The sequence below is a fragment of the Flavicella sediminum genome, from assembly GCF_006381105.1.
Classification (GTDB): domain Bacteria; phylum Bacteroidota; class Bacteroidia; order Flavobacteriales; family Flavobacteriaceae; genus Flavicella; species Flavicella sediminum.
This window is the reverse complement of sequence record NZ_VDET01000071.1, coordinates 1-813: the sequence shown is the minus strand read 5'-3', so window position 1 is coordinate 813 and position 813 is coordinate 1. Positions and strand designations below refer to the sequence as shown.

The window sequence follows — 813 nt, the reverse complement described above, 5'->3', positions numbered from 1 at the left end:
TTAGTCGACCTAAAAATACCTAAAACAGTATACGTGACATAGTCAAAACACACAGCATTTTGGGCAACCCATAAAAACCCACATTAGTATTATTCGGTGTTGGCATTTCGTTATTTTCTTAGTTTTATATCTAATCCTACCATCAAATACATTAATTCAAAAGAATCATTTCCCAATTGAACATTTATCGGTCTAAATTCATATGCGAATTTTCTGTTTTTAGGATTAATTCTAATTCCAATAGAAAAATTTCCTCCAAAGTAAATTGAATTAAAAAACTCGGAATTATTGTTGTTTGTTTCTGGCCATTCTCCTATATCTGGACCTAAAATTCCTCTCGAATAATTTAAAAAACCTCCAACCGTTGTGACTAATGAAATAGATTTATATTTAATTAAATCATAATGAATATTTACTCCAAGTGAAGACAATCTATAATATTGACTTCTTGTGTCTGTAAATCCAAATGATGTAAAATTTCCAATTAGCAAATTCGGATTGAGTCTTAATTTATTTTTATCTCCAAAACTTTTTTGCCAACCTAATGAATATAATAAAGCTATACCCGATTCTTTATTACCCTGATTGAAACCAACTCCAATTCCAGTTTTTAGAGAGGTTCGCTTAAATTCAGTAGCTTGAGCTTTGGATTGATTACTCAGAATTAGGTAAAGAAAAATACTTAAATAGAAGATTTTTAATCTATACTTATTTTGTAGATTATTCATTTAGTGCACTTTAATTTCTTTAATGAATTCCAACGGTTTTGTATAAAGTTAGTGTGGGAGTTGATAATCGCAAGATTCTCAGCCT

1 protein-coding gene is annotated in these 813 nt (G+C 29.3%); it reads right to left on the bottom strand.

The features are described 5' to 3' along the window. Window positions 1-110 precede the first annotated feature (110 nt). The gene (locus FGM02_RS17950) at window positions 111-728 is read right to left on the bottom strand and encodes a hypothetical protein (protein ID WP_139960012.1); all 618 of its coding nucleotides are present in this window, start codon (window positions 726-728) and stop codon (window positions 111-113) included. Between the last annotated feature and the right edge of the window lie 85 nt (window positions 729-813).

Bases quoted from the DNA above. Each gene is read 5' to 3' on its own strand.
- FGM02_RS17950 (WP_139960012.1), bottom strand. From the start codon at position 728: ATGAATAATCTACAAAATAAGTATAGATTAAAAATCTTCTATTTAAGT.